This is a genomic window from Dyella sp. GSA-30 (genome assembly GCF_027924605.1).
Lineage (GTDB): Bacteria > Pseudomonadota > Gammaproteobacteria > Xanthomonadales > Rhodanobacteraceae > GSA-30.
The window spans coordinates 4042844-4064071 of record NZ_AP027042.1 but is presented as its reverse complement, the minus strand read 5'-3'; the positions used below and the strand labels follow the sequence as shown (position 1 = coordinate 4064071).

Genomic DNA, 21228 nt, shown 5'->3' with positions numbered 1-21228 from the left:
AGTTCGATGATCACCCCACCCAAAGTGGATGTCCGTTCGATCTCGTCTGCCGATGCGAACGGCAGCAGTGGCGCACATGTGGATATCCAGTCGCGTCCCACGACGCAGGCCTCCAATGACAGCGGCAGCGCCAAGTCGCAGAGCAGTCCGGCGGTCGAGGCCTTGCTCAAGCTGATCGAGCAGCTTGAGAAGCAGTTACAGCGCGAACAGCAGGAACTCAAGACGGCCACCGCGCAAAGCAGCCCGGACAACCCGGCAACGCTTGCCCGGGTGACGGCGGCGCAGTCCGGCGTTGCGACGACACTGGGCCAATTGCAATCGGCCATGCAGAAGCTGGCCGAGGCTTTGACGCAGATGGGGGACAGCAGTTCGGGCACTTTGTTGAATACCTCGGCTTAGCCGCGCCTGACTCTTCAGTCAAGACAGCGACTGCTTCACTCGATACCTGTGCAGCTGATGTTGCACAATCGCCCGCGGTAAAACCGGCGGGAAAGCAGGCGATGAGCGACAGGGCATACGCATTGACCGAGACGGTATGGTCGGCATGCGGTGGCGATCACAGCCGCCTGGATACGCTGTCTTTGACCTCGGAAGGCGCGTTACCTTCGGCCTTTTTCGTGACTGATTTTGCCAGCGCCACCATCGCGGCCGCCGCGCTGGCGCTGGACGAATGGATCGATAGCCACAGCGAAGGCATTGTCATCGATCGCCGGCTTGCCTCGATGTGGTTCTACGCATCTATCCGGCCACAAGGCTGGATGCCGCCGGCGCCATGGGATGCGCTGGCGGGAGACTACCGTGCGCAGGATGGCTGGATTCGTCTACATACCAATGCGCCGGCGCATCGGGCTGCCGCCCAGCGGGTATTGGGGCCGCATGCGGACAAGCAGGCCATGGCATCGGCGGTATCCCGGTGGAATGCGACGGAGCTGGAGCAAGCGATCGTCGAGGCCGGCGGCTGTGCCGCACAGATGCACAGCGTCGCCGAGTGGAGCGATCATCCCCAGGGCAGGGCGGTGAACGCGGAGCCCTTGATACATAACGAACGAGGTACATCGGCTGCCGATGGCGGCTCAGCGATCGACGCGTTGCGTCCGCTCGCCGGCATTCGCGTGCTGGACCTCACGCGTGTACTGGCCGGACCGGTCGCGACGCGTTTTCTTGCCGGCTGGGGTGCCGAGGTGTTGCGCATCGATCCGCCTGACTGGGACGAGCCCGCGCTGATACCGGAGGTGACGCCGGGCAAGCGTTGCGCGCGGCTCGATCTGCGCTCGACGGGCGATCGCGCCATCTTCGAATCCCTGCTGGCGACATCGGATGTGCTAATTCACGGCTACCGTACCGGCGCCCTGGACCGGCTTGGTTATGACGCCGAAACACGGCAAAGGCTTCGTCCGGGCCTGGTCGACGTTAGCCTGAACGCCTACGGGGCGACCGGGCCCTGGTCCGGTCGCCGGGGGTTCGACAGCCTGGTGCAAATGAGCACAGGCATCGCGCACGACGGCATGGACTGGCGTGGGGCCGAGCAGCCGGTACCGCTACCGGTGCAGGCACTCGATCACGGTACCGGTTATGTGATGGCTGCCGCGGCGCTCCGTGGCCTTGCGCATCGCCGGCGCGATGGCTTCGGCTGCATCACGCGGCTCTCCCTCGCTCGCACGGCCAAGCTGCTGCTCGATCTGGGCCGGCAGTCAGATTCGTCCGCGCTGGCGCCGGAAACCGAACTCGACCGGGCTCCGGACATCGAAACCACCGCATGGGGGCCGGCGCAGAGGCTGATATCGCCCGTATCGATGGGAGGGCTCGGCCTGCATTTCTCAAGGCCTGCGAGCGCTTTGGGTTCGTCTACGCCTGCCTGGCAGGCGCCCTGACGCACTTCGGCGTCACACAAGCCACCACTGGCAATCATTTGCGCGTATAATTAGCGGTTTACCATCGTCTGATAAATCTCGGAGCCGGCCACTATGGCACGCCAGAAACCGCTTTCGCTTTACCGTAACATCGGCATCATTGCGCACATCGACGCCGGCAAGACCACCACGACCGAGCGCGTGCTGTACTACACCGGCAAGAAGCACCAGATCGTCGACGTGCATGACACGAAGGACGGCAAGGGCTCGACCACGACCGACTACATGGAGCAGGAGCGCAAGCGTGGTATCACCATTCAGTCGGCCGCCGTGTCGACCGAGTGGAAGGGTCACCAGATCAACGTGATCGATACCCCCGGACACGTGGACTTCACCATCGAGGTGAACCGTTCGCTGCGCGTGCTCGACGGCGCCGTGGTGGTGTTCGACGGCGTGGCCGGTGTGGAACCGCAGACCGAGACCAACTGGCGTCTGGCCGACCAGTACAACGTGCCGCGCATGTGCTACGTCAACAAGATGGACCGTATCGGCGCCAACTTCAAACATTGCGTCGACGGCATCCGTAACCGCCTGGGCGCCAACGCGCTGCTGTGCCAGATCCCGCTGGGCAGCCACGACGAATTCATCGGCATGGCCGACCTGATCGCCGGCGTCGGCTACATCTGGCTGGGCGACGACAAGGACAGCAAGTGGGAAACCATCCCGCTCGCCGACATCGCCGGCCACGACAAGATCAAGAACTTCGCCTCGGCCGCCGACAAGGAGTGGGTGTCCAAGCTCGAAGAGCTGCGCATGCAGTCGATCGAGACGGCCGTGGAGCAGGACGAAGCCGCGCTGGACGCCTATCTTGGCGAAGGCACCGTGCCGTCGATCGAAGACCTCAAGAAGTTCATCCGCAAGGGTTGCGTGAAGGGCGAGATCGTGCCGGTGTTCTGCGGCTCCTCGTACCGTAACAAGGGCGTGCAGCAGCTGCTCGACGGCGTCATCGACTACATGCCGTACCCGGGCGAGAACGGCGGCATCTCGATGGTGGACGAAGACGGTAACGTCATCGGCGAACAGCTGGTGACCGACGACGCACCCGTGCGCGCGCTGGCCTTCAAGGTCATCAACGACCAGTTCGGTACGCTGACCTTCACCCGTATCTACTCGGGCGTGATCAAGAAGGGCGACACGCTGCAGAACGTCACCCGCGGCAAGAAAGAGCGCATCGGCCGTATCGTCGAAGTGCAAGCCAACACCACCAAGGAAATCGACGAAGTCCGCGCCGGCGACATCTGCGCTTTCGTGTCGATGAAGGAAACCGAGACCGGCGACTCGCTCACCGATCCGAACCATCCGGTGCTGCTGGAGCGCATGCGCTTCCCCGATCCGGTGATCAGCGTGGCGGTGGAGCCCAAGAGCCGCAACGACATCGACAAGATGTCCACCGCGCTCTACAAGATGGTCAAGGCTGATCCGTCGCTGCGCATGGAAGTCGACCAGGAAACCGGTCAGACCGTGCTCAAGGGCATGGGCGAGCTGCATCTGGAAATCACCATCGATCGTATGCGCACCGAGCTGGGTGTGGAAGCGAACATGGGCAAGCCCAAGGTCAGCTTCCGCGAAGCCTTTGGTCAGACCGTCGAACATGTCTACACCCACAAGAAGCAGTCGGGTGGTTCGGGTCAGTTCGCCGAAGTGAAGATCATCTTCGAGCCGGGCGAGCCGGGTTCGGGCGTGGTGTTCTCCGACGAAGTGGTCGGTGGCCGCGTGCCGCGCGAATACATCCCGGCCGTCGAGCACGCCATCAAGGTGGAGTCGCGCCAGGGCCAGATCGCCGGTTACGAAGTGCTGGATTTCAAGGCACGCCTCGTGGACGGCAAGTTCCATGACGTCGACTCCTCGGCGCTGGCCTTCGAAATCGCCGGTCGCGCCTGCTTCCGCGAAGCGCAGAAGATGTCCAAGCCCAAGCTGCTCGAGCCGGTGATGAAGCTCGAAGTGGTGACCGAAGCCGATTACCTCGGCGACGTCATCGGCGACATCAACCGTCGTCGTGGCTCGGTCAGCGACCAGGGCCAGCGTGGTACGTCGTCGTTCGTCCAGGGCTATGTGCCGCTGGCCGAAATGTTCGGCTACATCAACTTCCTGCGCTCGGCCACCAGCGGCCGCGGCAACTTCACCATGGAGTTCGACCGTTACCAGGAAGTGCCGGCCAATATGGTCGCCACGTTGATGGAAAAGGAAACCAAGGCCAAGTAATCGTTGGCTAAGGTGGTTGATATACAAAAAGCCGGTGACTAGCCGGCTTTTTGTTTTTTTTAGCCAGGGCGTCGTAGCAGCCCTCAAGAATTATCGGATTTGTCCGAAAAAAAGTCTTACCAGTTGTGGCGACGAAGCTTTAGCGCTAGCGTTCTTCACGGCATACACGCCCAGGTGGCTTGTGGTCGCGGGATGGCACGATTGAAAAGACAAGCTTTGAAAAATGATGCCATCCCGGGATCTGTGACCGTTTCTCGCTCCGACAGGGCGACGATCTGCGCGGATCCCGCGGAATAGGATTTTCGAAATGTTGACCCGGGGGGGATGATGTGAGCGCCAATGTCGTTATTTTGATCATGTGGGGCTATGCCGCGATTTACTATGTCCTTGTCAGATGGGTCAGGTCGGAGGTAGCACGGGCCGATCCGACGTATTTCAAGCCTGACGCCGAGGTCGGCATGAAACGCGCGATCGCGATCTGGGACATGATGCTCGATTCGAAGTTGCCGGGTCATTTGGGTGCGAAAATAAAATACGGCCTTTATGTAGCTCGCGCGATGTTGATTCTCTATGTTCCGGTTCTCATCGCTGTTTTTGCCGCCTACCTGGCTTGACGTGAAACCGAACGAGAAGAGCGCCTGACGCTCAGCCAGCCGTGAACGGTTTGTTCACGCTTCGCTCGACCCGATCTGTGCATGCTATGCGGGTTTTAAGCCTGCTGAGATGGATGCATGAGCGATCAATCGAAAGAGTCTGCGAAGTCTTCGGCGCCGCGCAAAGTGGCGCCCCCCGCAGCCATGGTGATCTTTGGCGCCAACGGTGATCTCACCAAGCGCCTGGTAGTACCGGCGCTGTACAACCTTTGTCGTGCCGGCAAGCTGGCGGATAACTTCGTGCTGGTTGGCGTGGATCGGAACGACAGCGACGCCAAGGCGTGGACGCAAGGGCTGAAAGAGTTTCTCGCCACCACGCTGCAGAACGCGCCGGCGGGTAACAATCAGGTCGATGAGCAGGTTTGGGCGCGGCTGACCGCGAATGCGACGTTTGTCGTCGGCGATATCACCAAGGCCGATACCTATAAGCATCTGGGCGATGTCCTGTCGGAGCTGGACAAGCAGCACCAGCTCGGCGGCAATACCCTGTTCTATCTTGCGGTAGGCGACCGCTTCTTCGGGCCGATCATCGACGAGCTTGCCGCCGCTGGCCTTACCAAGGAGGAGGGCGAGCACTGGCGCCGGGTCATCGTCGAGAAACCGTTCGGCCACGATCTCGATTCGGCCAAGGCGTTGAACGAGCGCATCCTCAAGGTGCTCCACGAGACCCAGGTGTTCCGCATGGACCATTTCCTCGGCAAGGAAACCGTGCAGAACATCATGGCGTTTCGTTTCGCCAACGGCATGTTCGAGCATATGTGGAATCGCGACCGCATCGACCACGTCCAGGTGACGGCCGCCGAAACGGTGGGTGTGGAAAAGCGCGGCAGTTTCTATGAAGTCACCGGTGCCTTGCGTGACATGGTGCCCAACCATGTCTTCCAGTTGATCGCGATGGTGGCGATGGAACCGCCGGTGTCGTTTGCCGCCGACGATGTACGCAACAAGAAGGCCGACGTGTTTTCGGCGATGCATCCGGTAAAAGCCGAGAATGTCTGCCGTGGACAGTATGGTGCCGGCAGGATCGGCGATGCCGAGGTGCCGGGATATCGCGAGGAGCCGAATGTGGCGCCCGATTCCGATACCGAAACCTATGTCGCGATGAAGCTGGAGATCGACAACTGGCGTTGGGCCGGCGTGCCATTCTATGTGCGCACCGGCAAGCGTCTCTCCAAGCGTTGGACTGAGATCGCGCTGCGCTTCAAGGCGGCGCCGTATGCCTTGTTCAAGGACGCTCCGGTGGAAGAGCTGGGCGCCAACTGGCTGATCATCCAGATCCAGCCCGATGAAGGTATTCGTCTGCACTTCAGTGCCAAGCAGCCGGGTACACGGATGGAACTCGACAGCGTGTCGATGGATTTCAAATACGCCGACTGGTTTCAGCAGGCGCCGGCCAATGGTTACGAGACGCTGATCTTCGATTGCCTCATCGGTGATGCAACGCTGTTTCAGCGTGCCGATCAGGTCGAAGGTGCGTGGCGCGTCGTGCAACCGGCTCTGGACCTTTGGAGCAGTCGCAAATCCATTGGCTTTCCCGATTACGCGGCCGGCAGCGACGGCCCGTCCTGTTCGGATGCGCTGTTGCAGCGCGATGGGCGTGCATGGCGCAAGATCGGCTGAGGCCGGCCATGGCGCTCCGCATCGAAGACTACGCCATGATCGGCGACTGCAAGACGGCAGCGCTGGTCGGCATCAATGGGTCGATCGACTGGCTTTGCCTGCCGCATTTCGATTCCGGCTCCTGCTTTACCGCCCTGCTCGGTGACGATGAAAACGGCTGCTGGTGCATTGCGCCGGTGGCCGATGTGATCAAGGCGACGCGCCATTACGACGACGGTAGCCTGGTGCTGCAGACCTTGTTCGAAACCGGGCAGGGGCAGGTCGAGTTGGTCGACTTCATGCCGACCGATCCCGTGCGCAGCCATATCGTACGCATCGTGCGCGGCGTCAAGGGCACGGTCGACATGCATCTGAAGCTGGTGGTGCGTTTCGATTACGGCACGACGGTGCCCTGGGTGAGCAAGGTCGAAGAGCAGACGCATCGGCTGGTCGCGGGTCCCGATCAGCTCATTCTGCGCTCGACAGTAGAAATTCGTGGCGACGATGGTCATTCGGTGGCCGACTTCACGCTTTCCGAAGGCGAGTCGGTGTCTTTCGTATTGAGCCACGCACCCTCTTATGTAGATGCGCCCGAACCGATCGATGCCGACAAGGCGCTCGAACAGACCAAGGCGTTCTGGTACGACTGGTCCGGGCGGTGTGTGGGTGCCGGTCCCTGGGCACCCATCGTCAAGCGCTCGTTGATCGTGCTCAAGGGGCTCAGTTTTCTGCCGACGGGCGGCATCGTCGCTGCGCCAACCACATCGCTACCGGAATTTATCGGCAGCGAACGCAACTGGGATTACCGTTATTGCTGGTTGCGCGATGCGACGCTGACCCTGCTCGCGTTTCTCAATGCGGGTTACGACGACGAGGCGCTGGCCTGGCGCGACTGGTTGATTCGCGCCGTTGCCGGCAGCCCGGACCAGATCCAGATCATGTATGGCTTGCGGGGCGAACGGCGTCTGGATGAATGGACGATTCCCTGGCTGTCGGGATACGAAGGATCCTGTCCGGTCCGCGTAGGCAACGCGGCAGCCAAGCAGATGCAGTTGGATATTTTCGGCGAGCTTTCGCATGCCATGGCTGCTGCCATCAAGCGCGGCTTGCCGGTGGTGGAACATGGCCTGGCTGTACGCGATGCGTTATTGGACCGTCTGGAAACTATCTGGCAGGAACCCGATCAAGGCATCTGGGAAATCCGTGCGGAGCCTCGCCATTTCGTGCATTCGAAGGTGATGACCTGGGTCGCTTTCGATCGTGCTGCCCATAGCGACCACACCACCGATAAATCCATGCGCCAGCATTACCGCGACGTCGCCGACCGTATCCATGCAAGCGTTTGCGAGCACGGCATCGATCCGGAGCACAACTGTTTTACCCAGGCCTATGGTTCCAGGGAAATGGACGCCAGCTTGCTGTTACTCGTTACCGTGGGTTTCCTGCCGCCCGAGGATGAGCGCATCAGGAATACGGTGGCGCGTATCGAGGAGCGTCTGCTGACCGAAGGCCTGGTGCTGCGCTATGAAACCGCGACCGGTGTCGATGGCTTGCCGCCAGGGGAGGGTGCGTTCCTGGCGTGCAGTTTCTGGCTGGTCGAGAACTATGTGCTGCAGGGCGAGCTGGACAAGGCGCGCGAACTTTTCGAGCGGTTGATTGCACTAGGCAATGATGTGGGGCTGTTTGCCGAGGAATACGACCCACGTGATAAGCGCCACCTGGGCAATTTCCCGCAGGCGTTCAGTCATGTGGCGTTGGTCAATGCCGCCTTTGCCTTGGCGCGAGCGATGGAGGCCAGGTTGTGAAGCTGAGTTTCTTTCTGGAAGCGGCTTTCACGCTGGCGGTAGCTTGAGCCCGTCGACCGCTTCGCGCGCAAGCGGCAGCAAGTCTTTGCCGTCTTCATCGAGATACGCCTTGATCTCACGGCGCATTACCGGATCCCAGAAGCGCGTCAGGTGATCGCGCACGCCGGCCACCGCGGCGTTGTGATCGGGCTCGATGGTGAAATAGGTGGCGATATCGTTGGCCATGGCGACGAGGCGTTCGATTCTCATGGCGACTCCGTTCGGTTTGCGGCGGCAAGGCGGTGAGGGTGGGTGTAGATATTGTGGCTGCCGCGACGCGCGAAGCCCACCAGGGTAATGCCGGCGCTGCGGGCCAGTTCGACGGCGAGCGCCGTCGGTGCCGAGATCGCAGCCAGCAACGTCACTCCCGCACTGGTGGCCTTGGTCACCATTTCGTAGCTGGCTCGGCTGGTCACCAGCACCATGCCGTCGGCCGGGTCGAGCGCGCGATAGCGCATGGCGCCGAGCAATTTATCCAACGCGTTGTGCCGACCCACGTCTTCGCGAACGAGTTGGATAGCACCGGACCGATCCGCCCATGCGGCGGCATGCACGGCACCCGTCGCGATGTTCATCGGTTGAAGCTTCTGCAGCTGCGCCAGGGCATGTTCGAGCGCCTCGCGGGTAAGCGTCGCGCCGATGCCGACCGGATCACTCTGGCGTATGGCTTGTTCGAGATCGCGCGTACCACAGATACCGCAGCCGCTGCGCCCGGGCAGCAGGCGCTGGCGCTCCGCACTGATATGTGCGGCGGGCGTATCGTCGGGCACATGCATGGCGATCTCGACGCCTTCGAGCAGGGTGCTGACCTGCACATCCAGCAACTGCTCGGGCGTGGCGATCAGACCCTCGCTGAGCGAAAAGCCGAGCGCGAAATCCTCAAGATCATGCGGCGTGGCCATCATCACAGCAAACGTGTCGCCGTTGTAGACCATGGCGACGGGGACTTCCTCGGCCACCGCGTCGTCTTCCTGGATGACCCGCCCATCGCGCCAGCGCTCGACGCTGCGGGTCACATAGCCTTCGGAGCTCGCGGTATCCGTCTCGATCAAGCGTTATCCACCGATTGTTCCAGCAACGCCTGCTGCGCATCGGAGAAGGCGTAGTAACGCTTCTGCCATTCGGACGGCTGCGTCACGCGCGTCACCTGCACCGCCGTGACCTTGTATTCCGGGCAATTGGTCGCCCAGTCCGAGTTCTCCGTGGTGATCACGTTGGCGCCGGAGCCGGGGAAGTGGAAGGTGGTGTACACCACGCCCGGTTGCATGCGTTCGGACACCATCGCGCGCAGCACGGTCTCGCCGGAACGGCTCTGGATACCGACCCAGTCTCCCTCGTTGATGCCGCGTTCCTCGGCATCGTGCGGATGGATTTCCAACCGGTCCTCGTCATGCCACATCACGTTCGCGGTGCGACGCGTCTGCGCGCCGACGTTGTACTGGCTCAGGATGCGGCCGGTAGTAAGGATCAAGGGATGCTCGGCGTTGACCTTTTCGGTGGTCGGCACGTACTCGGTCAGCATGAAGCGGCCCTTGCCGCGCACGAACTCTTCCACGTGCATGACCGGCGTTCCCGTCGGGTGCTGTTCGTTGCAAGGCCACTGGATCGAGCCAAGCTCGTCGATCCTGTCGAAACTGACGCCGTGGAAGGTCGGCGTGAGGCGGGCAATCTCGTCCATGATCTGGGACGGATGCGAGTAGTCCATCGGATAGCCCATCGCCTGCGCCAGTCGCTGGGTGATTTGCCAGTCGGCCAGACCGCCCTTGGGCTCCATCACCTTGCGCACGCGCGAGATGCGGCGCTCGGCATTGGTGAAGGTGCCGTCCTTCTCCAGGAACGAACTGCCCGGCAGGAAAACGTGCGCGAACTTGGCCGATTCGTTGAGAAACAGATCCTGCACCACGATGCATTCCATCGCGCTCAGCGCCGCGGTGACATGCTGCGTATCCGGATCGGACTGGGCGATGTCTTCGCCTTCGATATAGAGGCCCTTGAAGCTGCCATCCAGTGCCGCTTCGAACATGTTCGGGATGCGCAAGCCCGGCTCGGCGTAGAGCGGGACGCCCCAGGCCTGCTCGAACGATTGGCGCGTTGCCGTATCGCTGACATGGCGATAGCCGGGGAATTCGTGTGGGAACGAACCCATGTCGCACGAACCCTGCACATTGTTCTGGCCGCGCAACGGATTCACGCCGACGCCTTCGCGACCGATGTTGCCGGTAGCCATGGCGAGGTTGGCGATCGCCATTACCGAGGTCGAGCCTTGCGCGTGTTCAGTTACGCCCAGGCCGTAATAGATCGCGCCGTTGCCGCCGGTGGCGTACATGCGCGCCGCGCCGCGCACCAGTGCAGCCGGCACGCCCGTGGTCGCTTCCATCGCTTCCGGGCTGTATCGCTCATGTGAGACGAAGTCGCGCCACTTGTTGAACGCTTCGGGTTCGCAACGACGGGCGACAAAATCCTCGTCGACCAGACCTTCGGTCACGATCACGTGCGCGAGCGAGTCGAGCATGGCGACATTGGTGCCTGGACGCAGCTTGAGGTGATAGTCGGCTTTTACGTGCGGCGTGCGTACCAGGTCGATGCGGCGCGGATCGACCACGATCAACTTGGCGCCCTGGCGCAGCCGGCGTTTCATCTGCGAGCCGAATACCGGGTGCGCATCGGTCGGGTTGGCGCCGATCACCAGCACCACGTCGGTGGATTCGATCGAATCGAAATCCTGCGTGCCGGCCGATTCGCCCAGCGTCGCTTTCAGGCCGTAACCGGTCGGCGAATGGCAGACGCGTGCGCAGGTGTCGACATTGTTATTGCCGAAGCCAGCGCGCACGAGCTTTTGCACCAGGTAGGTTTCTTCGTTGGTGCAACGTGACGAGGTGATACCGCCGATCGCATGTTGGCCGTGCGTCGCCTGGATACGTTTGAACTCCTTGGCGACGTGCGCAAAGGCCTCGTCCCAGCTGACGATGCGCCACGGGTCGGAGATCTTCGCGCGGATCATTGGCGTGTTGATGCGGTCCGGATGCGTGGCGTAACCGATCGCAAAGCGACCTTTCACACACGAATGCCCATGGTTCGCATGGCCGTCCTTGTTCGGCACCATGCGCACGAGTTCCTCGCCCTTCATTTCCGCGCGGAAGCTGCAGCCGACGCCACAATAGGCACAGGTGGTGATCGCGCTGTGCTCGGCCTGTCCCTTGTCGATCAGCGATTTTTCCGAAAGCGTCGCGGTAGGGCAGGCCTGCACGCAGGCGCCACAGGAAACGCATTCGGAGTCGAGGAAACGGTTGTCCTGGCTGGCCGCCACTTTCGATTCGAAGCCGCGCCCCTGGATGGTCAGTGCAAACGTGCCCTGGACTTCGTCGCAGGCGCGTACGCAGCGCGAACAGGCGATGCACTTGGATGGATCGAAAGTGAAATACGGATTGGATTCGTCCTTCGCCGCGAACAACGGATTGGCCGTACCGTCCTTCTGCTTGGCAAAGACGTGGTTGGCGCCTTCGTAGCCGTAGCGCACTTCGCGCAAACCGACCACGCCGGCCATGTCCTGCAGCTCGCAATGGCCATTGGCCGGGCAGGTGAGGCAATCCAGCGGATGGTCGGAGATATACAGCTCCATCACGCCACGGCGAATGTCGGCGAGCTTGGGCGTCTGCGTGCTGACCTTCATGCCGGTGCCGACCGGTGTCGTGCATGAGGCCGGATAACCCTTGCGGCCTTCGATTTCGACCAGGCACAAACGGCACGAGCCGAAGGCGTCGAGCATCTCGGTGGCGCAGAGCTTGGGGATGTTGATCCCGGCCTGTGCCGCGGCGCGAAGTATCGAGGTACCCTCGGGCACCTGCACGCTGCGGCCATCGATCTCCAGGGTCACCATCGCTTCGGACGGAGACTTCGGGGTGCCGTAGTCGATCTCGACAATGGACAACATGGGTCTTACTCCTCAGCTGGCTGCCGTCGTGGCGCTGGCTTCGAAATCTTCATGGAAATGATCGAGTGCGCTGAGCACCGGGAACGGTGCCATACCGCCCAATGCACAGAGCGAACCGGCAAGCATGGTGTTGCATAGATCACGCAGCAGCACTTCTTCGCGTTCACGCTCGGCGGCATTGCCGGCCACGATGCGGTCGATGACTTCGACGCCACGGGTCGAACCGATACGGCAGGGCGTGCACTTGCCGCAGGATTCGATCGCGCAGAACTCCATCGCGTAACGCGCCTGCGCGGCCATGTCGACGGTGTCGTCGAACACCACCATGCCGCCGTGGCCGAGCATGCCGCCGATGGCGACGAAGGCTTCGTAGTCGATCTGCACGTCCAGTTGCGATGCCGGGATATACGCGCCCAGCGGTCCGCCCACCTGGATGGCACGCACCGGTCGGCCGCTGGCGGTGCCGCCGCCGTAGCCTTCGATCAATTCGCGTAGCGTGAGACCGAAAGCGCGTTCGACCAACCCGGCCCGCTTGATATTGCCCGCCAGCTGGATCGGCAAGGTGCCGCGCGAACGACCGACGCCGTAGTCGCGATAATACGCTGCGCCTTTTTCCAGGATGATCGGTACGGTCGCCAGGGTGATCACGTTGTTGATCACCGTCGGTTTGCCGAACAGGCCCTGGATTGCCGGCAGCGGCGGCTTGAAACGCACCTGACCGCGCTTGCCTTCGAGCGATTCGAGCAGCGAGGTTTCCTCGCCGCAGATATACGCGCCGCCGGCCATGCGTACTTCAAGGCGGAATGACTTGCCGCTCCCGGCAATGTTGTCGCCCAGATAACCGGCAGCTTCGGCCGCGGCGATCGCCGCTTCCAGTGCGCGCTGCGCATGCGGGTATTCAACGCGCAGATAGATATAACCCTGGGTTGCGCCCACGGCGACGCCGGCGATCGTCATGCCTTCGATCAGCACGAACGGATCGCCTTCCATGATCATGCGATCGGAATAGGTGCCCGAATCGCCTTCGTCGGCATTGCAGACAATGTACTTTTGACCACCCTGGATATCGTGGCAGGTCTTCCATTTGATGCCGGCAGGGAACGCCGCGCCGCCACGACCACGCAAGCCTGCGTCGGTAACCGCCTGGACGATGGCTGCGCCGTCCATGTGCAAGGCCGCTTCCAGCCCGCGATAACCGCCATGTGCGCGGTAATCGTCCAGGCTGCGCGGGTCGACGATGCCGACACGCGCAAAGGTGAGGCGTTGCTGGTTCTTGAGAAACGCGATCTCTTCGGTCAAGCCAAGCGACAGTGCGTGCTTGCCGCCGTTGACGAAATCAGCATCGAACAATGCTTTGACATCGGACTTCTGCACTGGACCGTAGGCGACCCGGCCTGTGGATGTCGCGACCTCGACCATCGGCTCCAGCCAATACAGGCCGCGCGAACCGTTGCGCACGATGGTGATGTCGATATCGCGTCGCGCGGCTTCAGCGGCGATCGCGTGTGCGACCGCTTCGGCTCCCAGCGACAGCGCGCTGGCATCACGTGGTACGTAAACGGTAAAACTCATGTCGCCTCCGCGTCGAGCCAGGCGTCGAAACGTGCTGGTGTCATCCGGCCCTGGAGCTCGTCGTCGACCATGATCGCCGGCGAACAGGCGCAATTACCCAGGCAATACACGGGCTCAAGCGTATACGCACCGTCGGCGGTGGTCTGATGAAAGTCTACGCCCAGGCGCTGTTTGATATGTTTTTCCAGCGTGACGGCGCCCATCGCCTGGCAGGACTCGGCCCGGCAGACGTAGATCACGCGTCGCCCGGAGGGGTGCGAACGAAAGAAATGGTAGAAGCTGATGACGCCGTGCACGTCCGCCCGCGAAAGATTCATTTCACGGGCGATCAACGGCACGGCATCTTCAGGGACATAACCCAGTGCTTCCTGCACGCCGTGCAAGACAGGAAGCAGGGCACCGGGCAAGTCCTTCAGCCGGTCCGTCACCTCAAGCACCGCTGCACGGATCTCCTCGGGGAGATCCGGCAGCTTGGCGACGTTCGCGGGGCGTTTCATGCGATCACCTTCATCACGTCGATCATCAGAACAGCGCGGCTGCCTTGGTCATGGCAATCCACACGCCGATCAGGAACGGAATGCCGACCAAGGCCCAGGCGATAAAGCCGACGACACCGAAACTGCCACGCGCCGCATCGTTGGCGTTGGCGGCCGTGCCGGCTTCCTTCTGCAGCGATCGCTCGTGCGCCAGTTCCTCGTCGGTCATCAGAGCGCTTTCCTTGACCGGCTTGACCAGGAAATTGCAGATCATGCCGATCAGCAAAAGGCCGGCCAAAATATACAGCGTGTGGTCGTAAACGAGGTTCTTGGCGACGCCTGCGTCCAGCTGCGTCTGGCGGATCGCAGCGATCAGGAAGGGACCGGCCACACCGGCCACCGACCATGCGGTGAGCAAGCGGCCATGAATCGCGCCCACCATCTGCGTGCCGAAAATATCGGCCAGATAAGCGGGCACGGTGGCAAAACCGCCGCCGTACATCGACAGGATCAGGCAGACCGCGATGACGAACATGGCCGCCATGCCCAGATGCCCAAGCGTCGGCAACAGGCAGTACAGCACGATGCCCAGCGCGAAGAAGACGAAGTACGTGCGCTTGCGGCCGAGGAAATCGGACGTGGACGCCCAGAACAGACGGCCCAGGCTGTTGAACAGGCTGATCAAGCCGACCAGGCCTGCGGCGGAGGCGGCAATGGCGGCCTTCTGCGCGGTCGTGAGATCGCCGGTGCCGCTAAGACCCAGCAGCTTGCCGCCGAAGACGTCCTGCAGCATTGGGCTGGCCATCGACAGCACGCCGATGCCCGCAGTCACGTTCATGCACAGCACTACCCAGATCAGCCAGAACTGCGGCGTTTTCCAGGCGCGGTTGAGATGCACATGGCGCTGGGTGATCAGCTTGCTGGTCGACTGCGTCGGCGCCGTCCAACCAAGCGGTTTCCAGCCATTGGGCGGTACGCGGAAGCCGAAGGCACCCAGCGACATCGCCACCAGGTAGATCACGCCCATGCACATCAGCGTGCTGGCGACACCGGGGATACCGTTCACGGTGAATTTCTGCATCAGCGCCACAGCAATCGGTGCGCCGATCAGCGCGCCGCCGCCGTAGCCCATGATGGCAAAGCCGGTGGCCAGGCCGCGCCGGTCCGGGAACCATTTGATCAGGGTCGAGACCGGTGTGATGTAACCCAGGCCTTGTCCCACGCCGCCCAGGACGCCGCAGCCCAGATAGACCAGCCACAACTGGTGCATCGACACACCGATGCCTCCGATGATCAGGCCACCGCCCCAACACAGCGCGGCAATAAAGCCGGCCTTGCGCGGGCCGGCATGTTCCAGCCAGCCACCCCAGATCGCCGCCGAAATACCCAGCATGGCGATAAAGGTCTCGAAGATGTGGTTGACCGACGGGACGGTCCAGTTACAAGTGCCATTGAACAATTGCGCAAAGAAGCCCAGGTTGGCGCAGGCCGCATCGGTCCCCGGCACCAGCTTGGTCATCGGCAGCCAAAACACCGAAAAACCGTAGGCCATACCGATACATAGATGGATGGCGAGCGCTGCCGTCGGCACCAGCCAGCGGTTGAAGCGCGGGCCGGCGATCGTGCGTTCCCTGGCCAGCAAACCGGGCGAGCCCCCACCCGCCTTGTTCAGGACTTCTGCTTCAGGTACCCCTGCCATAAGCATTCCCCTTATTTGATGTCTTTGTTGGTGTCATGGATGAAGCGGGCTATGTATACACGATAGTTAAGTGAACACGTATGACGCGCTACACGACTAAGGTCGAACGTTCCCGGGTGCAGCATGATCTGTGGTGCCTGATGGCGGGTATTTGGTTCAAGCCAGCCCGGGGCGCCAGGCCTGCCAGTTGTCAAAGCACCGGTCGGCACCCATGATTTCTCCACGATGACCCTTCCCCACACCCTCCTCGAACCGCTCGATGCTGCGGCAATGCCACGCGACCGGCACGGGCGTCCGCTGCACGATCTGCGCATATCGGTGATGGATCGCTGCAACTTTCGCTGTCCTTACTGCATGCCGGAGGCGACCTACGGCGAGCACTTCAGCTTCTTGCGGAACGACGAGCGGCTGAGCTTCGACGAAATCGAGCGCTTGAGCCGGCTTGTCGCCCAGCTCGGCGTGAGCAAGCTGCGTCTCACGGGCGGCGAGCCTTTGTTGCGGCCCCATCTGCCCGAACTGGTCGAGCGCCTGCGCCGCATTCCTGGCATCGACGATCTGGCCATGACCACCAATGGCGTGCTGCTGGCGCGATATGCCGAGGCCTTGCGCGCGGCCGGCATGGATCGCGTCACCATCAGCCTGGACACGCTCGATCCGGCCCTGTTCCATCGCATGAGCGGTGGGCGCGGCGCACTCGAGGATGTGCTGGCCGGGATCGATGCCGCCCAGGCGGCGGGGTTTCCTGGCGGCATCAAGCTCAATACCGTCGTCCAGCGTGGCGTCAACGAACACAGCGTGCTCGACCTGATCGAGCGCTTTCGCGGCACCGGCATCATTCCGCGGCTGATCGAATACATGGACGTAGGCAACCGCAACGACTGGGCACGTGACCAGGTGGTGCCCTCGAGCGAGCTGATCGCGCGTATCGATGCGCGCTGGCCGCTGGAGGCGGTGCCCGCGCAATATCCCGGCGAGGTCGCCTCGCGGTTTCGCTTCCGTGACGGGGCCGGCGAGGTAGGGGTGATTTCCTCGATCAGCCAACCGTTCTGCGGCGCCTGCTCGCGTGCGCGGCTGTCGTCGGAGGGCACGCTTTATACTTGCCTTTTCGCGACCCAGGGCACCGATCTGCGCATGCCGCTGCGCCACGGCGCCACCGACGAACAGCTGCTGGCAAGGTTGCGTGACGTATGGCTGCGTCGCACCGACCGCTACAGCGAAGAACGTGCGCAGCGCCGTACCGGTGCACGTCATAAAATCGAAATGCATTACATCGGCGGTTGACCGCCCGGAACAGACATCATGACCACGGTTAACCTGAAGTACTACGCGCAACTGCGCGAGCAAGCGGGCGGCAGCGGCGAGCAGGTGGTGACATCGGCAAGCTCGTTGCGCGAGTTGTATGACGAGCTACGCCATCGCCATGGCTTTACCTTGCCTGCCGATGCCTTGAAGGTAGCGGTGAACGAGCAGTTCAGCGATTGGAGCCACCTGCTGCGCGATGGCGATACGGTCGTCTTCATCCCGCCGGTGGCTGGCGGATGAGCCGTTTCAGTCTTTGTGACCAGGCGGTCGATATCGCGACGCTGCGCGATCCGTTGCAGCATCCGGCGGCAGGCGGTTTCTGCAGTTTCGAAGGCTGGGTACGCAACCATAACGATGGGCGCGAGGTCAGCGGCCTGGAATACGAAGCCTATGCTGAGCTGGCGCATGCCGAAGGCGAGCGCATCGTGCAGGAGGCGGTCGAGCGCTACGGAGTGCTGGCTGCGCACTGCATGCACCGTACCGGCCATCTGGCGATCGGTGATCTGGCGGTCTGGATCGGTGTGGCCTCGGCGCATCGCGACGAGGCGTTTCGTGCCTGCCGCTACATCATCGACGAGATCAAGCATCGGTTGCCGATCTGGAAAAAAGAACACTATGTGACCGGCGATACCGCCTGGGTGGCCTGTTCGCACACCGGACGCGCGCATGAGCACGAACCGCCGCACGCGCATCACGGGCACGATCATCACGACAAGGCGCACGGCTGAGTCATGATCGACTATGCCCAGGCTATCGACCGACTGTTAGCCTACGCGCCGCGACTATCGACTGAAACCTGCGCGTTGGCCGATGCATCGCAGCGTATCCTCGCCGATGCCGTGGTCAGTCCTCTGGCGTTGCCCTCGTTCGATCACGCTGCGATGGACGGCTATGCCCTGGCGGCAAACGACACCGTGCCCGCCGGTTCGGAACATGTCGTGCAGGGTTCGCAGGCAGCCGGCGACGTCGCGGTGGCATCCAGCGGCGCGGCCTGGGAAATCATGACCGGTGCGCGCTTGCCGGACGGGCTCGATGCAGTTGTTGCGGTCGAGCGCACGCAGTTGCTCTCCAGCCACGGCGACGGCTCACCCGAACGCATCCGGCTGCTTGACGACATCGTCTGCGGGAAAAATGTGCGCTATACCGGCAGTGACATCGCCAAGGGTGCACCCGCACTCGATGCAGGCACGCGCATCGAACCGTCGCACATCATGCTGTTGGCGGCACTGGGCGTTGCCGAATTGACGGTAGTGCGGCGTCCGCGCGTGGCTATCGTCTGCACCGGCAAGGAGCTTCAATCCGATCTGCGGGCGCCGCTTGCGGCCGAGCGCATCTACAACTCCAACGGCCCGTATCTGGCGGCATCGCTTACTGCCTGCGGCGCACACGTATTGTCTTGCGAAACGGTGGATGACACCGCGGTGAACTATGCCGCCGCGCTCAAGCGGGCTATCGCCGCGGGTGCCGATCTGGTTGTCAGCACCGGCGCGGTGTCGATGGGACGTTACGACTTCGTGCCCGATACCTTGCGTCAGTTCGATGCCGACGTGATGTTTCATAAGGTGGCGATTCGCCCGGGCAAGCCGCAACTCGCCGCGAAGCTGCGCGAAGGCCCTCTGGTAATGGCGCTGCCGGGTACGCCGATGGCCGTCGCCGTCGGCCTGCGCTTTTTCGTGGCACCGGTGTTGCGCGCGATGAGCGGGCAGGCGGCCGAGCCTGTTTTTCATGCGTTGCTCGATGCGCCCCAGCAACCGAAGGCCGGCCTGCGCCATTTTCTTCGCGCGAAGCTGGGCCTCGATGCGCAGGGCCGCTTGCATGCCGATGTATCCGTGCAACAACAGCCGTTCCGTATTGGGCCGTTCGCACAAGCCGATGGCTGGGTGATATTGCCTGAACAATCGGGCGAGGTACCGCTGGGCGGCATCGTTCAAGTGGCAAGCTTGCATCCCGGCAACGGTTTACCGGTGCACGCGGCTCATCAGGGATCGTCGCCATGAAGTTACAGATCGAAGGGCAGCATCTGCGCGTTCGTATTGGTGAAGAAGAGCTGGCCCAGCTATTGGCAGGCCAGGCGATCGAGGCGATGACGCAATTTGCCGAGGTGTTCGCAGTCCGATACTCGCTCGAACTGACCCCTGCCGACACCGCGAACCTGTCGGGTTCGCCGGCAGCCTGGCGCATCGCCATCCCTGAAGAACGGGTACGCGAGCATGTCGCGAGGCTGCCGACGCGAGAGGGCCTGCAGTTCGCCTTGCCGGGTGAGCGCGAGGAGGACAACCTGCAATTGCTCTTTGACGTGGACGTGCGCGATAGCGTCAGGCGGCGGCGGTAAAGTTGTGGTGGGACGGTCGCGACTGAAGTCGCTCCTACAAGCTAGCCGGGCCTGCCTGAGTTTGTAGGAGCGACTTCAGTCGCGACCGCAGCCCAGCCAACCTCCCCAGCCAAGAAAAGAACCGGGGCAATCACCGTATCGAAGGGCCGGCTGTGGGATTCAGCCCGCACCTCGGGATCGCCCCGTTTGCGCATACCTCGGGGAGGTAGGTGCCGGATCGTGGGTCCGCGGGTGGAGCGGACGAGCCTACCGTTCAGGATGCGCACAAAAGGCGTACCGTGCCAGCGGAGAGGAGGAAGGGACCCCGACCGGCACGGCCGCCGTCTTGCAAACTTCGTCAGACGCCGATTGCGACATAGATATCGGCCTGGGCCCGATCGGTTCAAAATAGCCACGATTGAACCGAACTCCTTTGCCCCGGTATCCACCGGCACTGGGGGTCAATGCGCTCCGGGAGCGATGCATGCGGCGACGGCAAGACGAAGGCGGGACCAGGAACGGCGGGGACGACGCGCAAGACGAAGTCGCCTTGCTGATGCGTGTCGCTGCCGAAGAGATGGGGGCGTTCGAAACGCTCTATCGAATCTATCACCCGCGGCTGCAGCGCTTTGTTCGCGGCATGACCAAGCAGTCCAGCCTGGCCGAGGAAATCATCGACGACACCATGATGGTGGTGTGGCGCAAGGCGTATACCTTCAACCATACAGCCAAGGTGTCGACCTGGATTTTCGCGATCGCGTATCGACAGTCCCTGAAGTCGCTGCGTGGCATCGACGACACGGTGGAGTTCGACCAGGACGAGCACGGCGGCAGCACGCATGTGGGACCGGATGACGAATTACAGCAGCAGGAGTTGCGTCAGCATCTGGGCGACGCCTTGAACAGGTTATCGGCAGAGCAACGTGCGGTGATCGAGTTGACCTATTACTTCGGCTACGGTTGCCGTGAAATTGCCGAGATTGTCGACTGTCCGGTCGATACGGTGAAAACACGCATGTTTTACGCACGACGCAAGCTCAAGACGATGCTGGCGTCGCGTCGGGAGGCGATATGAGCGGACGGGTATTGAAATTCGAAGGATCGGTACACGCGGAGGCGGACCGTCTATTGCCCTGGTGGGTCAATGGAACGCTCGAAGGGGAAGAGCGCGAGCAAGTGGCGCAACACCTTGCCGATTGTGCGCAGTGCCAGCGTGAAGTCGAGTGGCTGCGCACGCTGCAGGCGGAGCTGGCCAGCGAGCCTGCGGTATCGACCGATGCGCCGCGTGCGATGCAGCGCCTGCATCGCCGCATGCGCAGCGCCCAGGCGCTGTCGCAGGGTTCCGCACCATCGACAGCTACGCCACGTCGGGGTTGGGGGCGCCGTAATCGCTGGTTGGCTTGGGTGGTTGCCGCACAGGCCGTCGTCGTGGTTGGGCTGGGCGGCATGCTGATGCATAACCATCAGGCAAGCGGGGACTACCGCACGCTCAGTTCGCCCGATACGCGTGGCGCCTTGCTGGTGGTGACATTCGATCCGCAATTGACCGAAGCGCAGATGCGCGAACTGGTGCGTTCGAACGATACGCGTATTGTCGGTGGTCCCACCGAGGCGGGTGCCTATCTGCTCAGCGTATCGCCGGAGCGCGCCAATCGTGTACGCGACAATCTGCGTACTGCGCATGGCGTGACCCTGGCCGAACGCATGGATGTAGGCGGAGAACGCTGAC

19 protein-coding genes are annotated in these 21228 nt (G+C 62.3%); 13 read left to right on the top strand and 6 right to left on the bottom strand.

The features are described 5' to 3' along the window. Positions 1 to 6: 6 nt before the first annotated feature. The 6 genes from QMG46_RS16960 (at position 7) to QMG46_RS16935 (ending at position 8169) form a co-directional block, all read left to right on the top strand. Positions 7 to 399, top strand: a complete 393-nt coding sequence (locus tag QMG46_RS16960) for a hypothetical protein (RefSeq protein ID WP_281849029.1) — start codon at positions 7 to 9, stop codon at positions 397 to 399. Between the two features lie 101 nt (positions 400 to 500). Next, a complete protein-coding gene (locus QMG46_RS16955; RefSeq protein ID WP_281849028.1) occupies positions 501 to 1871 on the top strand; it encodes a CoA transferase in 1371 nt (456 codons plus the stop codon). 93 nt (positions 1872 to 1964) lie between these two features. After that, the gene (gene fusA / locus QMG46_RS16950) at positions 1965 to 4112 is read left to right on the top strand and encodes an elongation factor G (RefSeq protein ID WP_281849027.1); all 2148 of its coding nucleotides are present in this window, start codon (positions 1965 to 1967) and stop codon (positions 4110 to 4112) included. Positions 4113 to 4441: 329 nt separating this feature from the next. Then, on the top strand, positions 4442 to 4726 hold the full coding sequence (locus QMG46_RS16945) for a hypothetical protein (RefSeq protein WP_281849026.1): 285 nt from the start codon (positions 4442 to 4444) through the stop codon (positions 4724 to 4726). 117 nt (positions 4727 to 4843) lie between these two features. Beyond that, a complete protein-coding gene (gene zwf / locus QMG46_RS16940; RefSeq protein ID WP_281849025.1) occupies positions 4844 to 6385 on the top strand; it encodes a glucose-6-phosphate dehydrogenase in 1542 nt (513 codons plus the stop codon). An 8-nt stretch (positions 6386 to 6393) separates the two neighbouring features. Then, complete coding sequence (locus tag QMG46_RS16935) at positions 6394 to 8169, top strand: glycoside hydrolase family 15 protein (protein WP_281849024.1); 1776 nt, start codon at positions 6394 to 6396, stop codon at positions 8167 to 8169. Between the two features lie 27 nt (positions 8170 to 8196). Here QMG46_RS16935 and QMG46_RS16930 read toward each other — a convergent pair whose 3' ends face one another. The 6 genes from QMG46_RS16930 to QMG46_RS16905 are packed head-to-tail and all read right to left on the bottom strand — an operon-like array spanning position 8197 to position 15886. Further along, entirely contained in the window at positions 8197 to 8418 is a 222-nt protein-coding gene (locus QMG46_RS16930) for a formate dehydrogenase subunit delta (RefSeq protein WP_281849023.1), read from the bottom strand. After that, positions 8415 to 9260, bottom strand: coding sequence for a formate dehydrogenase accessory sulfurtransferase FdhD (gene fdhD, locus QMG46_RS16925; RefSeq protein WP_281849022.1), 846 nt, complete (start codon positions 9258 to 9260; stop codon positions 8415 to 8417). The genes QMG46_RS16930 and fdhD overlap by 4 nt, the downstream gene beginning before the upstream one ends. After that, a complete protein-coding gene (gene fdhF / locus QMG46_RS16920; RefSeq protein ID WP_281849021.1) occupies positions 9257 to 12139 on the bottom strand; it encodes a formate dehydrogenase subunit alpha in 2883 nt (960 codons plus the stop codon). Before fdhF ends, fdhD begins: the two co-directional genes overlap by 4 nt. Before the next feature lie 12 nt (positions 12140 to 12151). After that, on the bottom strand, positions 12152 to 13711 hold the full coding sequence (locus QMG46_RS16915; protein WP_281849020.1) for a formate dehydrogenase beta subunit: 1560 nt from the start codon (positions 13709 to 13711) through the stop codon (positions 12152 to 12154). Next, positions 13708 to 14208, bottom strand: coding sequence for a formate dehydrogenase subunit gamma (locus QMG46_RS16910; protein ID WP_281849019.1), 501 nt, complete (start codon positions 14206 to 14208; stop codon positions 13708 to 13710). Before QMG46_RS16910 ends, QMG46_RS16915 begins: the two co-directional genes overlap by 4 nt. Positions 14209 to 14233: 25 nt before the next feature. Beyond that, positions 14234 to 15886 (bottom strand): OFA family MFS transporter, encoded by a 1653-nt coding sequence (locus QMG46_RS16905; RefSeq protein WP_281849018.1) that lies wholly within the window; start codon positions 15884 to 15886, stop codon positions 14234 to 14236. 225 nt (positions 15887 to 16111) lie between these two features. Between QMG46_RS16905 and moaA the strand changes: the two genes are divergently transcribed. The 7 genes from moaA to QMG46_RS16870 all read left to right on the top strand — a co-directional run bounded on the left by moaA (position 16112) and on the right by QMG46_RS16870 (position 21227). Next, entirely contained in the window at positions 16112 to 17167 is a 1056-nt protein-coding gene (gene moaA / locus QMG46_RS16900) for a GTP 3',8-cyclase MoaA (RefSeq protein WP_281849017.1), read from the top strand. A gap of 18 nt (positions 17168 to 17185) precedes the next feature. Beyond that, positions 17186 to 17428, top strand: a complete 243-nt coding sequence (locus tag QMG46_RS16895; RefSeq protein WP_281849016.1) for a MoaD/ThiS family protein — start codon at positions 17186 to 17188, stop codon at positions 17426 to 17428. Continuing rightward, positions 17425 to 17916 (top strand): molybdenum cofactor biosynthesis protein MoaE, encoded by a 492-nt coding sequence (locus QMG46_RS16890; RefSeq protein WP_281849015.1) that lies wholly within the window; start codon positions 17425 to 17427, stop codon positions 17914 to 17916. The genes QMG46_RS16895 and QMG46_RS16890 overlap by 4 nt, the downstream gene beginning before the upstream one ends. Before the next feature lie 3 nt (positions 17917 to 17919). Continuing rightward, the gene (glp, locus tag QMG46_RS16885; protein ID WP_281849014.1) at positions 17920 to 19185 is read left to right on the top strand and encodes a molybdopterin molybdotransferase MoeA; all 1266 of its coding nucleotides are present in this window, start codon (positions 17920 to 17922) and stop codon (positions 19183 to 19185) included. Next, entirely contained in the window at positions 19182 to 19520 is a 339-nt protein-coding gene (locus QMG46_RS16880; RefSeq protein WP_281849013.1) for a DUF7009 family protein, read from the top strand. Before glp ends, QMG46_RS16880 begins: the two co-directional genes overlap by 4 nt. A gap of 463 nt (positions 19521 to 19983) precedes the next feature. Beyond that, positions 19984 to 20574 (top strand): RNA polymerase sigma factor, encoded by a 591-nt coding sequence (locus QMG46_RS16875; protein ID WP_281849012.1) that lies wholly within the window; start codon positions 19984 to 19986, stop codon positions 20572 to 20574. Beyond that, positions 20571 to 21227: an anti-sigma factor family protein gene (locus QMG46_RS16870; RefSeq protein WP_281849011.1), complete on the top strand. Its 657-nt coding sequence runs from the start codon at positions 20571 to 20573 to the stop codon at positions 21225 to 21227. Before QMG46_RS16875 ends, QMG46_RS16870 begins: the two co-directional genes overlap by 4 nt. The last annotated feature ends 1 nt before the right edge of the window (position 21228 follow it).

Coding starts and splice junctions, on each gene's coding strand:
- fusA (WP_281849027.1), top strand. CDS start 1,965: ATGGCACGCCAGAAACCGCTTTCGCTTTACCGTAACATCGGCATCATT.
- QMG46_RS16930 (WP_281849023.1), bottom strand. CDS start 8,418: ATGAGAATCGAACGCCTCGTCGCCATGGCCAACGATATCGCCACCTAT.
- zwf (WP_281849025.1), top strand. CDS start 4,844: ATGAGCGATCAATCGAAAGAGTCTGCGAAGTCTTCGGCGCCGCGCAAA.
- QMG46_RS16880 (WP_281849013.1), top strand. CDS start 19,182: ATGAAGTTACAGATCGAAGGGCAGCATCTGCGCGTTCGTATTGGTGAA.
- QMG46_RS16955 (WP_281849028.1), top strand. CDS start 501: ATGAGCGACAGGGCATACGCATTGACCGAGACGGTATGGTCGGCATGC.
- QMG46_RS16960 (WP_281849029.1), top strand. CDS start 7: ATGATCACCCCACCCAAAGTGGATGTCCGTTCGATCTCGTCTGCCGAT.
- QMG46_RS16895 (WP_281849016.1), top strand. CDS start 17,186: ATGACCACGGTTAACCTGAAGTACTACGCGCAACTGCGCGAGCAAGCG.
- QMG46_RS16875 (WP_281849012.1), top strand. CDS start 19,984: ATGCGGCGACGGCAAGACGAAGGCGGGACCAGGAACGGCGGGGACGAC.
- QMG46_RS16910 (WP_281849019.1), bottom strand. CDS start 14,208: ATGAAACGCCCCGCGAACGTCGCCAAGCTGCCGGATCTCCCCGAGGAG.
- QMG46_RS16890 (WP_281849015.1), top strand. CDS start 17,425: ATGAGCCGTTTCAGTCTTTGTGACCAGGCGGTCGATATCGCGACGCTG.
- QMG46_RS16870 (WP_281849011.1), top strand. CDS start 20,571: ATGAGCGGACGGGTATTGAAATTCGAAGGATCGGTACACGCGGAGGCG.
- glp (WP_281849014.1), top strand. CDS start 17,920: ATGATCGACTATGCCCAGGCTATCGACCGACTGTTAGCCTACGCGCCG.
- QMG46_RS16915 (WP_281849020.1), bottom strand. CDS start 13,711: ATGAGTTTTACCGTTTACGTACCACGTGATGCCAGCGCGCTGTCGCTG.
- fdhF (WP_281849021.1), bottom strand. CDS start 12,139: ATGTTGTCCATTGTCGAGATCGACTACGGCACCCCGAAGTCTCCGTCC.
- moaA (WP_281849017.1), top strand. CDS start 16,112: ATGACCCTTCCCCACACCCTCCTCGAACCGCTCGATGCTGCGGCAATG.
- QMG46_RS16905 (WP_281849018.1), bottom strand. CDS start 15,886: ATGGCAGGGGTACCTGAAGCAGAAGTCCTGAACAAGGCGGGTGGGGGC.
- QMG46_RS16935 (WP_281849024.1), top strand. CDS start 6,394: ATGGCGCTCCGCATCGAAGACTACGCCATGATCGGCGACTGCAAGACG.